Annotated in this window: 9 protein-coding genes; 4 read left to right on the top strand and 5 right to left on the bottom strand. The window is 46.3% G+C overall.

From position 1 onward, the window contains the following. Positions 1–41 precede the first annotated feature (41 nt). Together dinB and KMW37_RS00750 are read left to right on the top strand one after the other, a co-directional pair. Positions 42–1196 (top strand): DNA polymerase IV, encoded by a 1155-nt coding sequence (gene dinB, locus KMW37_RS00755; protein ID WP_215222698.1) that lies wholly within the window; start codon positions 42–44, stop codon positions 1194–1196. 2 nt (positions 1197–1198) lie between these two features. Beyond that, positions 1199–4123: a DNA polymerase III subunit alpha gene (locus KMW37_RS00750; protein WP_215222697.1), complete on the top strand. Its 2925-nt coding sequence runs from the start codon at positions 1199–1201 to the stop codon at positions 4121–4123. A gap of 16 nt (positions 4124–4139) precedes the next feature. On the opposite strand, the gene KMW37_RS00745 is transcribed toward KMW37_RS00750, so the two are convergent. From KMW37_RS00745 to KMW37_RS00735, 3 genes are all read right to left on the bottom strand, one after another. Continuing rightward, on the bottom strand, positions 4140–5381 hold the full coding sequence (locus KMW37_RS00745; protein ID WP_215222696.1) for a WG repeat-containing protein: 1242 nt from the start codon (positions 5379–5381) through the stop codon (positions 4140–4142). A gap of 25 nt (positions 5382–5406) precedes the next feature. Then, positions 5407–6357: a terpene synthase family protein gene (locus KMW37_RS00740; protein ID WP_215222695.1), complete on the bottom strand. Its 951-nt coding sequence runs from the start codon at positions 6355–6357 to the stop codon at positions 5407–5409. 185 nt (positions 6358–6542) lie between these two features. Then, positions 6543–7136 carry a Crp/Fnr family transcriptional regulator gene (locus KMW37_RS00735; protein ID WP_215222694.1) on the bottom strand — a complete coding sequence of 198 codons (594 nt, stop codon included), beginning with the start codon at positions 7134–7136 and terminating at the stop codon, positions 6543–6545. 254 nt (positions 7137–7390) lie between these two features. Here KMW37_RS00735 and KMW37_RS00730 point away from each other — a divergent pair, with 254 nt between their 5' ends. Next, complete coding sequence (locus tag KMW37_RS00730; RefSeq protein ID WP_215222693.1) at positions 7391–7843, top strand: MauE/DoxX family redox-associated membrane protein; 453 nt, start codon at positions 7391–7393, stop codon at positions 7841–7843. Positions 7844–8185: 342 nt separating this feature from the next. After that, complete coding sequence (locus KMW37_RS00725) at positions 8186–8452, top strand: hypothetical protein (protein WP_215222692.1); 267 nt, start codon at positions 8186–8188, stop codon at positions 8450–8452. 54 nt (positions 8453–8506) lie between these two features. Here the strand turns inward: KMW37_RS00725 and KMW37_RS00720 are convergent, their stop codons facing one another. Then, positions 8507–9862 carry a RagB/SusD family nutrient uptake outer membrane protein gene (locus tag KMW37_RS00720; RefSeq protein WP_215222691.1) on the bottom strand — a complete coding sequence of 452 codons (1356 nt, stop codon included), beginning with the start codon at positions 9860–9862 and terminating at the stop codon, positions 8507–8509. 1251 nt (positions 9863–11113) lie between these two features. Beyond that, positions 11114–14299 (bottom strand): SusC/RagA family TonB-linked outer membrane protein, encoded by a 3186-nt coding sequence (locus KMW37_RS00715; RefSeq protein ID WP_246581271.1) that lies wholly within the window; start codon positions 14297–14299, stop codon positions 11114–11116.

Below are 14299 nucleotides of genomic sequence, written 5' to 3'. Positions count from 1 at the left end.
ATGATATAATTATTATCAAAACTACTAAATCGTTCGGACAAATGAAAAGGAATGTGGTGCATTTTGATCTGGACACCTTCTTTGTCAGCGTCGCCCGGCTGACAAACAGTGCCCTCAATAATAAGCCAGTGATCATCGGTGGCAGCTCCGAACGTGGAGTGGTGGCCTCCTGCAGCTATGAAGCCCGCAAGTTTGGGGTGCACAGTGCCATGCCCATGAAGCTGGCCCGTAGGTTATGCCCCTCTGCCGTCTATCTGCAAGGGGATATGGACAGCTATAGTTACCATAGCCGTGTGGTAACCGATATCATCCGAGGGGAAGTGCCTGTGGTGGAAAAGGCCTCCATTGATGAGTTTTATCTGGACCTGACGGGGATGGACCGCTTCTTTGGTTGCAGCAAGTTTACTGCAGAACTGAAGCAGAAGATCCTCCATGAGTCAGGCCTGCCCATCAGCTATGCCCTGGCCTCCAATAAACTGGTAAGCAAGGTGGCCACCGAGGATGCCAAGCCCAATGGACAGATGGAAATCCCCTTTGGATATGAAAAGGGCTATCTGGCGCCCCTGGCCATTGAGCGGATGCCGGGAATAGGGCTGAAGACTTCTTCCTTATTGCGCAGGATGGGGGTGGAGACCATCAAGCTGCTTTCTGAAATCCCCGAGCCCATGATGCAGAACCTGCTGGGGAAAAACGGGATCAGCCTTTCTCGAAAGGCCAATGGCAAGGACGATACCCCGGTCATTCCCTATACCGAGCAAAAAAGTATCGGCAAGGAAGAGACCTTTGAAAATGATACGATCAATATGGCCTTTCTGAACGGTGAACTGGTACGGCTGACAGAAAGGGTGGCCTTCAGTCTGCGGAACCAGCGAAGGCTATGTGGCTGTATTACGGTGAAGCTGCGCTATGCCAATTTCGATACGGTAAGCAGGCAGGCCATATTGCCTTATACTTCCAATGATGATGTCTTGCTGAACAAGGCCAAGGAGCTGTTTGCCAAGCTCTATGATAGAAGGATGCTGGTCAGGCTGATTGGGGTGAAGGTGAGCCATCTGGTAGGCGGTTTCCAACAGATCAACCTATTCGAGGATACCGAGGAGTATGTGCGCCTTTATCAGGCCATGGATGCGATCAGGGGGAAGTATGGCTCACAGGCGGTAAGCAGGGCAGTGGGCATGAACACAGGAAGGAGGTAGGCATGTATCTGAACTGTAAGACGTATTTCAGCTACCGATATGGGACCATCGGTACCCAGGAACTGGTGGACATGGCCAAGGCCAAAAAGGTGAAAGCACTGGCGCTGACCAATATCAATAGCACGGCAGATGCCTGGGACTTTGTGGAGTTTTGCCGGAAAGCCCAGATCAAGCCCATAGTGGGGGCAGAGATCAGGAATGGCCAGGAGATGCTGTATATTCTGCTTGCCAAGAATGATGCAGGGCTGATGCATATCAACCGTTTTATAAGCCTGCACCTGATGGAAAAGCAGGACTTTCCAAGGATGCCAGCTTTAAAAGAAGTATGGGTGATCTATCCCTTTGGTTCTAGACAGGTGGACGAATTGGGAGAGAATGAACTGATGGGGATCCGGATGTCCCAATTGATCAAACTGTATAAGCAGGCACCTGAAAAGCATCCTGAAAAGTGGGTAGTATGGCAGCCGGTTACCTTCCAGAACAGGACCTATTTTAATCTACACAAAATCCTGCGTGCCATTGACCTGAATACATTACTCACCAAGCTTGGTCCTGATGATTTGGCAGGAGAGGAGGAATACTTTGGCAATAAGCTGGAGCTCTGGAATGCCTATGCCGAATATCCCTTTATCCTTAAGCAGACCCTAAAGGTCATGGACAGTTGCGCTATAAGCATGGAATTGTATTCGGATAAGAACAAAAAGTACTTTAGCTCCTCCAAGGAGGATGACCGTATCCTCTTGGAAAAACTGGCCCTTGAAGGGATGAAGGTGCGATATGGAGAAGGAAACGCTCTGGCACTGGAAAGGGTGAAAAAAGAATTGCGGATCATCCATGAGCTGAACTTCAATGCTTACTTCCTGATCGTCCTCGATGTGGTACGATACGCCCAAAGCAGGGGCTTCTTCTATGTGGGCAGGGGCTCGGGTGCCAATTCCATCGTGGCCTATTGCCTGAAGATCACCGATGTGGACCCTATCAAGCTGGACCTGTATTTTGAGCGGTTTTTAAATCCCCACCGTACCTCACCGCCTGACTTTGATATGGACTTCAGCTGGCAGGACCGGGATGAGGTGATCGATTATATCTTTAAGCGCTATGGCTGGGAACATGTAGCCTTATTGGGGATGTACTCTACCTTTCAGGGCAGGGCCATTATCAGGGAACTGGGCAAGGTCTTTGGCCTGCCCAAACCGGAAATAGACCAACTGGTACGCCACAGGAAAGATGCCTGTCCGCCAGAGGATAAGATCCAGCGGGCCATTCTAAAATATGGAGCACTTATGCAGGACTTTCCCAATTACCAGAGTATCCATCCGGGAGGGATGCTGATCAGTGAAGCGCCCATCTACCAGTACACGGCCATGGAACGTCCTCCCAAGGGCTTTAATACCGCACAGGTCGATATGTTCCTGGCCGAAAAGATCGGTCTGTTCAAGCTGGATATCCTGAGCCAAAGGGGGCTGGCCCATATCAAGGATACGGTAGAGCTGATCAAGGAAAACAGGGGAGTGGAAGTGGATATCCGTAAGGTGGAGGAGTTCTTCAATGACCCCAAAGTGGCCGATCAGATCAGGAGGGCAGACACCATTGGCTGCTTTTATATCGAAAGCCCTGCCATGCGGCAATTGCTCACCAAGCTACGCTGTGATGATTACCTGACCTTGGTGGCGGCCAGCTCCATTATCCGGCCGGGGGTGTCCCAGTCAGGCATGATGAAACAGTATATCGAGCGGTTCCATCATCCGGATAATATACCCTACCTGCATCCCAAAATGAAGGAGCTACTGGAGGAAACCTACGGGGTGATGGTCTACCAGGAGGATGTGATCAAGGTGGCCCACCATTTTGCGGGACTGGATATGGGGGAGGCGGATATCCTCCGCAGGGCCATGTCGGGCAAGTACCGTTCCCATAACCGCTTTAAGCTGATAGAGGAAAAGTTCTTTGCCAACTGCAAGGAAAAGGGCTATCCTGATGAGATCAGTAGGGAAGTATGGAGACAAATGGAATCTTTTGGGGGCTATTCCTTTTCCAAGGCCCATTCGGCTTCCTTTGCTGTCGAAAGTTATCAGAGCCTTTTTTTAAAGACCTATTATCCCATGGAGTTTATGGTGGCGGTGATCAATAACTTTGGGGGCTTTTATAGTACACGATTTTACTTCCATGAACTGAAGAAAGCAGGGGCCAAGGTCTTTCCCCCATGTGTGAACGAGGGACAGTACCTGACCTCCATCAGGGGAGAGGAGGTCATCGTGGGCTTTGTGCATATCCAGAACCTGGAGAAGAAAACTGTAGCACGCATACTGGAAGAAAGGAAAAAGCATGGGGCTTATACCGGGCTGATAGATTTTATCGAGCGTACAAAGGTAGATGTCGAGCAACTCAATATCCTGATCAGGGTAGGGGCGCTGCGGTTTACGGGCATGGAGAAAAAGGAGCTGCTCTGGCATGCCAATTTCAAGCATAAGCGGATGGAGAAAGCGCCAAGCTGTGAGGCGATCTTTGCTGAGGAGCCAATCGACTTTACCCTGCCTCAATTCCCCAAGAAGCCCCTGGAAGATGCCTATGATGAGATCGAACTGATCGGTTTTTCCTTAGAGGATCCCTTTATGCTGGTGGACGATGATCGTAAAGGTCTTTCCTATGTCATGGAAATGCCCCAACTCGTAGGCAAGCAGGTATGCATGCTGGGCAGGATCGTGACCACCAAACCGGTGAGGACGGTACGGGGAGACTATATGGCCTTTGGGACCTTTCTGGATGAAAGGGGAGACTGGCTGGATACGGTGCATTTCCCGCCGGTATTAAAGAAATACCCGCTGAACTCTGGAGGATTTTATAGGCTTTATGGCAAGGTGGTGGAGGAGTTTGGTGTTTATGCCCTTGAGGTAAGTGCCTTGAGGAATGTGGGATTGCGGAAGTAATACTTCCGTTAGGGGTTTAAAAACCACCTTCCTCACCAAACAAAAACCGAAAATTGCCACCTTCATCAATCAGTCCATCGCGGATAATGGTCCTGCCATTTTCAAAAGTACTTTTTCTGGCCAGCATGAGGCCGTTTCGATAATCTTTTAAGAGGTCGTAGTTGAAGTTAAGGATAACTTGACCATTTATATCAATAAGACCATAACGTCCTTCTTTTCTGATAATGGCCTTTCCACTATCCATCAATTGCCTGAGCGTTGGAGAAAACTTTTCCGTTTCATAGTGAAGGGGGATCTCGAAATTATATTCGTCCAAATAATAATAGTTGGAATCATACCTTTCAACAATCTTACCCTCTTTATTGATCAAAAGAATGGGACTATTGATCTCTTCCCTTACCAGTGCATGTCCTTTGTAGAAGGGAGTTGCGTAGGTATATATCGCTGGGATCACCAGTTCATTTGAAGGGTTAATGTAGCCCTGTTTTCCTTTGTTGTTCGTAACCCGGGCCATGCCGCATGAAAAACGTGTGGGTTGGGCATGGTAGTTAAATGGTATGGCAATATTGCCCTCTTTATCAATAAATCCCCATTTATGCTCTTTGTTTTGAACAGAGGCCAGCCCTTCATAAAAACTCCCTGCACTCAGGTATTGGGGAGCGATCTTCATCGCCATGGATTTGTCCATATAGCCGAACAAATGGTCTGGACTTTTGATGGTAGCTAGCCCTTCTGAAAATGGGTACATTCCCGAATCCTTTCCGAGAATACTGGACCACCTGAACAGGCCTTTTTCTGCATTGGGGAACATGGCCAGGTAATCCCTTTTGGTCAAGGTGTCGATCGGTAGACCTGGAAAATCAAAATATAGGTAGGATAAGTTGGTACGGCCTTCTCTATTCAATTGGGCTATTCCACCATTTTTATTCCATTCCCATAATTTTCTTACTTCCAGTATGGTGTTGTTGGTTTTGGTATCCTTGATCAAATAGTTGTCATCTGAGGTTTCCAAAAAATAACCCTCTATAATCTGAAAGGGGATTGTATTGAATAATTGTGGCTTCCAGTTTATCACATGGAAACTGGAAGGGCTTTCTATATTATACAAATGAATGGAACTGTTGTTCTTGAGTGCTAAATAGTCGCCATCGAAAGGCAGGTATTTCTTGTAGGAAATTTCCATCTGGCCTTCAAGTCGCGTTTGGGCCATTAATAAGATAGGACATAAGCTTAATAGTAATGATAATAGTCTTTTCATCTTTGCGGTAGTTTAATAAGTGGACTCACTCTGAATTATTTTTATACCTCCTCGTATCTTTGCTTACCCATATTTCCATGCCTTGTAGCATGGCATAGATGGCTTTTATGAGCCTTATCTTTTCTTGCAGGTGGGTGTTTCCCATTAAGGGAAAGATCCGATGTTGGTTGACATATATTTGCTGTAGAAAATCCAATCGTTCTTTAATCCGTTTGATGGATTCCTCTAAAGGGATATGGTACTGCATTTCCTTTAGTAAGACCAGGTTATGGAGGTCACCATCTCTTTTTTCCTTTTCATAGGAGGATAGGTCATTGGTGAAACAGATGATCTCCGTGATGGTCTGGTAGAGTGGTTCCAGTTTGGGATGATGGAAGACCTGGGGAGATAGTTTATTGGATTGAAGATAGCCCAGCAGTTCTATGGCTATGCCAGCCCCTGAGCAATGCTTCAACTGGTGGACATATTTGATAATGGTCGGTGGTTTGTTTTTTTGGAGGTTCTTAGCCTCCCATAGGCCTGCTTTAAGGAATTTCCTAATGAACTGGCTGAGCTGAATGCCCAAGCCAATTTTTCGAGCCCTGTCCCTGAACCACCCCCAGTGGATTTCCCAAAACAACTTGCCTATGGCATCATTATAATAAGCATGGATTCCCCTGTGGATATGGTCGTATTTTTTGATGAGCTCCTTCCAGAACTTTATTCTTGTTTGTCCTTTTAATTGATCGGCACGGTCATCAAGGCAAAACAGGACCAGGAACAATTTGGAAATCTGAAGCATTTCCTGTTTGTCTGCATTGGGAAATAGCCTCGCGGCAAATTTGTTCAACTGCTGGTCATGGGTTTTCTTTCTTTCCTCATCATTTAGAAAAAAAATATGGGTTGCTGCCCATTCCCTGCAAAGTTGGTCTGCCACTTTAAAATGTGGATTGAGTTTTGAGCACTGCTCCTCCTCGTACAGCTTTTCCTGCTTCATGACAAAAAAGAATTATAATTACCTTTAATAAACGGTTGCCCCTGCTAGCACTTTGAAAAATGGAGCCGTCATCAGGGAAGTAAACTAAATGTTCATGTGCTATGGAAGCAAATTATCAGTGGATAAGAATGGTTATTTTGCTAAAATGCTGTCCTGTGATGGACTTCTGAAAAATGGATGTGTACTTAGGATTTTATATTTAACCTTTTTAATGTTCGGTCAATAGTAGAAACGGAACATTTGAACTTAAAGGCCAAATCTTTCATGGTCAAATCATTTTTTTCCTCCCGGAAACATTTGTGCATTATTTCAAGCCCTTTTTCTACAGGAAGGTTGGTGAGGTGTGACCAGGAGGTGTAATCATCCAAAATATACCGGTTGATCGAGGTGGACAATGGGCTGATTTCTGGAAATTTATCCAATAGTTCTTTTTCTGCCAAGCTACTGAGCTCTAGGACCGTGCAGTAAGTGATTGCCTTAATGGCATAAGGGGAATGGCTCTGATTGAAATAACTCATCAGATCGCTGGCTATTTTTCCTTTCCTGAACACCGTAACCCGGTAATCCATGCCCTTGGGTGAAGGATATAACATGGCCAGTTTGCCCCTATAAACATAGCGCGCATGTTTTTCCACCTCATCAAAGGGTTTTAGGATAGTCCCCTTTTTATAGCTTTTTTTGATCAGGTAGGGGGCAATATACTTATACACGGATAAATCCAATTGATGGAAAATATCAAACTCCTTTTTCAATTCCTCAGCACTTAAAAATTTTTTCATTCTTACTTAAAACATATGTACCTCCCAGGGGGAGGATAAAAAGATCATACCTTAATAGTACGTAAACATAAGTATATGAGCTTTTTGTGTCAATGTTCTTTGTGATGAATGGTAGGTGTCACAAGCTTTTTTTCGTTTTTCTATCCTGTGAAAGGTTTTTAATAAAAAGTACAAATAAATATTTGATTTATTTTATTTGTTGGTTTGGTGTTTATAGTTTCATCATAGAAATCAAGGTAAATAATCTTATGACAATGGTGCCGAACGAAAAGATTAAATATGGATTATACACAGGTATAGCCTACAGTTTGGCATTCCTTTATACCTATACGGCCATCAGCAAATGGTACGATTGGCAGGCGACAGAAATGGCCTTATATAACCAAGTATTCCCTGAGTGGCTGGGCTCTATCCTGCTCTTTTCCCTGCCACCAGCAGAATTGGCATTGGCCATCCTGCTGGTAGGAAGGAGGACGGTAGGCCCGGCCCTTTGGATAAGCTTTGGACTGTTGACGGTATTTACCGGGTATATCTTCCTTGTATTGATTGGTGTTTTTAATAGGGTGCCCTGCAGTTGTGGCGGAGTGCTCAGTGCCCTTGGATGGGAGGAACACTTGGTGTTTAATTTGATATTTATTGTTATCAACCTTATCGGGTTATATAATATTCGTCCGTTCAAGAAGCGCCAAGCCATTGTAGGAAATTAGTTGGCAATGGGATTAAGCTGTTGTATTCAAGTCAAGAAGGCGGCATTGCAAATGCCTATTATTTATGGGTACAGATTGCAAATCTGTACCAGCAAGGATAAAGAATTTATGGGAGATAAGTGTTCCATGGAAATAGTTACTGAGAACACCTCCTTGAGGTTGGAATTGAGATTTTCATAAACAAAAAACCAAAGAAAGAATTTGTACGGCCAGTGAAGGTACAAGGTACTTGCCTGGCAACGGTAGGGGGAAGAAAACCGGACGCTCCTCTCAAAAGATTGTCAAGCGTAACACAACGATCGAAACGCCCGGATCCATTTGTAATATTTAAACCATAAAACTATGAAAAATAGTGTGTTAAATTTAGTAAAGGGCGGGGTTTTTCTCCTCGCCATGATAGCGGCTTTTGCTTTTACGACTCCAATGGAGGAAGTAGAGACAGCTTGGGGAATAGTGAATCCCATCACAGGTGAGACCGAGGAAGTAACCGTAGGCTCAAACGAATATGAATGTGATGTGGAGATTTCAGAAACCTGTCTTTATCAGGATGAAGCAGCGACTATGCCCTTGCCTGATTATCCAGAAGGAAGATTCTCATTAAATCCATAACGGAGATGTCTAAGATTGGTAAGAGGTGCAATTTGGTTTGCACCTCTTTTTGTTTTAAAACAAAGACTCCTCCTTGGGGATGGGAAATACCAAGTTTTCCATACTGGGTTCCAAACTATATTCCTGACCATCAATGACCCTTTTCAATGCTACTTCAGTGACACCAGAAGCAATGTACCGTTTTAGGTCGGACCACCTCAGTCCCCTGAATACCAATTCTTTTTTGCGCTCTAATAATACCTTTTCTATCAGGCTGTCCTCTGTAAAGTCAGGCCATGGAGGAATATTCCCGTTCAGGTACCTTGATTTTAACAATGTTTCCATAGCATCGATACTCCCATCCATATCGCCCAGCATGGCTTTACACTCTGCAATGACCAGATAGAGCTCCCCGGTGGTCAGACCAGTGAAATGATCATATCCGGATGCAAAACTCCCCCTGAAGTTGATCGCTCCATTATCACGTTTTACATAAAACAAGGTCTTTCTTAGGTCTTCATTGTCATAACTTCGGTATAATAAGGTATCTATCCTGGTTTCCTGACTTCTTGCAAAACCGGAATAGGAGTAGGCCTCAGAATGATAGATGACCTCTTTGTTCGCCAAATGAAATGGATAGGTCATCGTTCCATCAAGTATTTGGAAATCCAATAAATCATCATGGATCTGCAAGGCTTTTTGCGCATGGAATAGGGCATTTTCAAAACTGTTCATAGAGAGGTATACCCTAGCCAAGAGGGCATGGGCGGCAGGAAGTGAAGGCCTGGTGGCATAGGCAGTATTTTCATCCAACAGGGAAATGGCTGTCTCCAGATCATCAATGATCCTTTGGTAAGTGTCTCCCAGATCACTAATAGGATGATCCTGATTGATATCAGGGTCAAGAGGAAGTGGTATGCCGTTACCATCGGAAACTGTTCCGTTTACATTGGAAGGGGCATAGTTGATTGCCAGGTGGAAAAGGGCATAGGCCCTGTTGAAAAGTCCACTGCCGGTAATGACCTGTTTGAGGTGTTCTTCCTCTGGATTTTTTGGAATGACCTTTTCCACCTGTTCAAGTGCGATATTGGCATAGAAAATCTGCTCATAGGGATTGGACCATTCGGTAACATTGTCGACCCCCTCGAACATGGTGTCGAACTGCCGTAAATGTGCACGCTGTACCATGGTGCTGGGATAACTTTCCCAACCTTCCGTGGTATTATAGTACTCATCTGACGCGATGATTTGCAAGGTGGGGGTACTGTTGAAGATAAAGGCATTGTCCAGCAGGGCCATGATTTCCGATAAGGTAACAGGTACTGTGATTCCCTTGTCCGGTTTTTCATCCAGAAAGGATTCACAGGAGCATAACAGGTGCACGATGCTGATGATCATGATGGTGTATATGGGGTTGAATTTGTTTTTCATATTTTAATTAGACTTTAGATTTGAGACATGAGATTTGAGATTGGTTTACGGAGTCGAGGTCGTATCATATCCGTCATTGCAAAGTAGGACGGAGGGACGACTGTGGCAATCTCGTTTCAAAATAGGAGACTGCTTCAACCTCTTGCATTTCGGCAGGCTCAATGTCCGATGACTCGCATTGACGTAATCTCTTTTCTCTTTCATCATTATTCTTTCTTCTAAAAAAAGTCCCGGTTTCCCGTCTGGAAACATTTCCCGCTATAATTAAGATGATGTATGATCACATATGAAGAAATTGCGCGGTAAGGGACTCGTTGATAGTAGCTAGATTTTAGTACATAGTAAAAAGACTTGTTCACGTGAGCGATATTATTTGGTCTCCATCATAGCGAAGGAGGACGGAAGTACGACTATGGCAATCTCGTTTTTTGGATCTGAGACTGCCGCGTCGCAAGCTCCTACCATTGACAGTGACGTGAATCAAAGTCATCCTGACAAAGGAAGGATCTCTTTTCCTAACCGTTACTGGAAGAGATGCTTCCTATCGTCAGCATGACATCGATTTGAAGCTCACGTCATTCAACTCTTTTATATTTGAGTAAATGTTGACCTATCGCACTGACGTAAGCCTCTCTTTTATCTTTCTTCTTTTCTCTATAATTCTTTATTCTCCAAAAACTCCGCCCACCTGTTGATGTGTAACCCGGTTTATTGTTTGATTTAAGTTTAACATTGATTGATTTGGTGGACGAAGCTGATTTTTCATAGCATTTAGTTTGTTAATATGTGTTTAGTGTGGAAGTCTGGAGACCTGTCTTCCTCCAGGCAGGCTCCCTGTATTAAGGTTCCAAGTCACCGCTTTGCTAAAGACTTGGAACGGCACAGACTTTTATATTAGAACTGAAAGCGCTGTTTTATTTGGTCTCTCAGCAGACTGGTACACGTGAGTAAGGACGTATCGACACCACCATTGTGATCCTGGTTGGCCGGGAGTGGCAATCCCGTATTTCGAAGCTGAGATTGCTTCTCCCGACTACCGTACGGGATCGCAATGACGGAGAAAGTGGTGTTCTCGCCTCCGAATTCAAGTCTTTCCTCTTTCATCTTTCTTCTTTTCTCTATAATTCTTATTTCTATCATCTTGCTACTTTTTACTTAAAGTAAGCCCCGCCCACCAAGATTCGCCTTTAATAATCAATCCGGTTTAAATTAAACATGAAATAAGGCGGACGGAGCTATGTCTTTGGTAGGTTAGAAATCCATTTTAACTCCTACTGCAATACTTTTCAGGGGATTTGTAATCCTATAATCGGGGTCCAAGGGATCATTCTTGGCAGCCTTCCAGAGTATGCCCAAGTTATTGGCATAGAGGTATACCTGTGCACTTCGGAAAGGGAGTTTTGCCCAGCCCTTTTCATCGAAGCGATAGGCAAGCCTTACGTCTCGGAGCCTGATATGGTCACCCCGTTCGACCAGAAAGTCAGAAAAGGTATACAGGTTGTCCCTTAGGGTATTCCTGTTTTCCGGCATGGCGGGAATTTGGGTACTTAGTTCATCGCCTGGTTCCTGCCAACGGTCGGCATAATCCGCATGTCCAATCCTACCGCTCAAAAGATCATTATAGGCAACAGACTGCCTTCGGTAGTAATAGCCCAGTTTAAAGGACAGGTTGGCAGAAAGACTAAATCCCTTCCATGATATAGTATTGCGCAGTGAGCCAAAGACCGTAGGCCTTCTTGAGCCATGGTACTGGATATTGTCAGGAGTGGCCTCGCCAAATATTGCCGAATAGTCATCGGAAACTTCCCCATCCAGGTATCCCAAAGGAGCTCCGGTAGCAGGATCCAGTCCGGCATAGGGGAGACTGTACATGGCATAAAGCGGTCTGCCTTCCAAAGGTATGGCCGAACCCTGCAGGTACTGTGTGGCAGCACCCTTAAAGAAATAATCCGTCACCTTTTCCTTTACCAGGCTGAACAATAGGTTACTGTGCCAGGAAACCGGACCATTCAGGTTAACTGTTTGAAGGTCTAAATCGATGCCCTTGGATTCCATATTGGCCGAATTACCGCGGAATTCGGTCATGCCACTGGAAGGCCGCATGGGCGTGTCACCAATTAGGTCCAGGCCCTTTTTATAGTATCCTTCAAGACTGGCCCTAATCCTGCCGTCATGGCTTTCCAGGTCCAGGCCGAGGTTCAATATCCCGATCCTTTCCCAACGCAAGTCGGGATTGGGCGGGTTGATGATGGTCGCTGCCAATTCACCGGCAGGGATCACAAAGGAATAATTGGAGAAGTACCGTGCAGCAGTGAGGGCAGAGACGGATTTGTCCACATTTCCATTATAGCCAAAGGATCCCCGGAGCTTTAGGAAGGAAAGGTAGCCCCCATTATAAAAAGGTTCTTCACTAATGGTCCAGCCTGCACCCACTGACCAAAGTGGGATCCATCTTTGGTTGGCTTCCACACCGAACAGGTTGGAGGCGTCCTTTCTGGCACTGACCGTAAGCATCAATTTTCGCTTAAAGCTGTATCCTGCATTAAAATAATAGGAAACAAAGCGGTCAATTGTGCCAGTGTGGCTGCCCACATAGGGAACCGTGGAAAATGACCCGCTGTGGTACATGGGATAGCGTGTGGTATAGTCCACCGGGCTGCTGACCATCAGTTCAGGATTGTACCCATAATAGCGGTTGCTGTGTGCAGTAAGTTCCTGATCCCTCAGCTCAAAACCGGCTAGGGCATCGATACGGTGATGGTTTCCAAACTTTCTGTCAAAATCAAGCTGTGACCGGAAACTATGGCTGTAGGATTCGGAACTGCCAAGGTCCAATATTCCCCCGTTGGGGACAATGCGGAGCAGTTCACCGTCCCCAGTATCCTGGGTAAAGCGGTTGACCAGGTCACGGACAAAGTACAGGTCAGGTGAACGGTAATTGTCCGTATTGGCCCTGTTCTGCCAATATTGATACTTTACAGAGGCCTTGAGACCATCCAATAAGGTGTAGGCCAGTCCAAGGTTTGCCCGGAAATCATCCTGGACAGTAGACCCGTCGATTTCACCTTTCTCTTCGAGTGGAATATAACGCCAGTCCAGCAGCCCTGAAACCGCATCGCTTTCCAGGTACCTGCTGCTGTAATCCGCTGTGATGGGGGACGATTTTCCCGCTTCATCCGTAAGCCGTTCATAGGGGGAGTATCCATCAGGAAGTTCGGTGGTGGTCCTGGCATCCATACGGGTATGGTTCAGGCCAATGTCCAGGTGGAGGCGGTCTTGGAGCAACGTCCACTGGCTGCTAAGGCCCAGCGTGATCCTGTTGCGGTCATTGCCATGGACATTCCCAAGGTTGTGGTCATAGCCTGCGGAAACGGCATAGCGATGCTTGTCGCTGCCCCCGGAGAAGTTTAGTGCATATTGCTGGTCCATCTGAGGACGGTAATAATGCTGTAGGAGATCCCTTCGCATGTCCCCGGAGCGAAAAAGATCCAGTTGTCTGTCGGCCTCTGTAGGGTCAATCAGTCCGTCCCGAAGTTTGATCAGTGTTTCCACTGCCGGGGGTAGTGAACGTTGGTCACTGGCGTTTTCGTTCCTGCTGTAGAATCCCTGTCCGAACAGCATGGATTCGATATCGATAAAATCGGCCATGGACATGGTGGGACGGTAAAAGGGATCCTGTTCTTCGGTAAAGTTCACATTGGCATTGAAGCTCAGCCTAGGTTTGCCCTTGGTACCGCGTTTGGTGGTGATGACGATCACCCCATTGCCGGCACGTGCCCCCCAGATGGAGGCTGCTGCGGCATCCCGCAGTACAGTGATGCTTTCCACATTGTTGGGGTTGATGTTTTCGATCGGCCCGTTATAGGGGAAATTGTCCACGACGATAAGCGGTTGGGTATTGGCAAATAGCGTGTTCCTCCCACGGATACTGATGGGGTCAGCCGCATTGCCCACCTTATTGAAGGCAAGGCCGCTGGTGACATCTTCCAGTCGGTCGATGACCGAAACGCCCACGCTTCGGTTGATCAGTTCCTGATCGACCTGCACGAAGGAACCTGTGGCCCGTTCCTTGGGGATTTCCTGGTACCCGGTGGAAAGCACTTCCACGCCTTCCATCAGCAGTCCATCCTGTTCCAGTTGGAGGCTGAGGTTTTGGTGGTCGTTTAGTTCCACAGTTTCCTCTAAGGGGACATACCCCAGGTAATGTACCGATAGGGTATAAGTGCCCGTTTTTAAACGGAAGTTAAAATTCCCGTTTTCGTCGGTTACCTGTCTGGGACCGTTTTCTCCAAGGCTTACCAAGGCTCCGGGAAGGGGACTGCCTTCCCGGCTGTCAGTAACCCTGCCTTCAAGGCTATGGATTTCCTGGCCATGGAGCAGGGAAGGGATGGTAAGCATATACCATAGGAGTGATATGATGAGTAGATGTTGATGCAT

Source organism: Echinicola shivajiensis, assembly GCF_018642165.1.
GTDB lineage: Bacteria > Bacteroidota > Bacteroidia > Cytophagales > Cyclobacteriaceae > Echinicola > Echinicola shivajiensis.
This window is presented reverse-complemented; position numbering and strand designations above follow the sequence as displayed.